1 protein-coding gene is annotated in these 525 nt (G+C 61.9%); it reads right to left on the reverse strand.

Annotated elements, in window-relative coordinates; genetic code table 11:
* Positions 1-16: 16 nt before the first annotated feature.
* Positions 17-175 (reverse strand): hypothetical protein, encoded by a 159-nt coding sequence (locus E7Z54_RS23095; protein ID WP_168798247.1) that lies wholly within the window; start codon positions 173-175, stop codon positions 17-19.
* Positions 176-525: the final 350 nt, after the last annotated feature.

Below are 525 nucleotides of genomic sequence, written 5' to 3' on the forward strand. Positions count from 1 at the left end.
CCCCCTCAAACGTCGTTCACATCAGCGCATGCATGATCAACCCGCCGACCTCGATGTTGCTGCCGGCATCAGGAATACCGGTACCCGACATGCGCCTGCAAGAGCCGTGCACGCTAATCTGCGGCACCGGCCAGCGGTTCGGTCCGCAAGAGGTGATCGAGCCGATCTTATGCACGGACGCCACGCGAGGGCGGGAATCCCGGACACGAAGTGGGAATGCGTAGGGCATAAGAGACAGGATTCCGCTGTTGGTCTGTGCTCGTATCCGTAGTGTTCCCTAGTCTGCCATCCGCAGTGTCTGGCTAGACCGCGCTGAAACCTGGCGCCGAAAGGCTGCAACACCTCCTCGGCGAATTGTTTGGTGCTGTCGTACGTCTTGGAGGCGGCCGCTCTGCCGACGATTTCCCAGCGCATGTCGGGCGGGATGTCGGCGACGTATCCGGTGCCGGCGCCCATGCGGCGAAGGCGTCGGCGACGATCTGGCTGAGTATGACAACCCCATTTGGCCCCACTGTGATGCTCTGA

The sequence above is a fragment of the Nocardioides sp. genome, assembly GCF_004803405.1.
Taxonomy (GTDB): Bacteria; Actinomycetota; Actinomycetes; order Propionibacteriales; family Nocardioidaceae; genus Nocardioides; species Nocardioides vastitatis.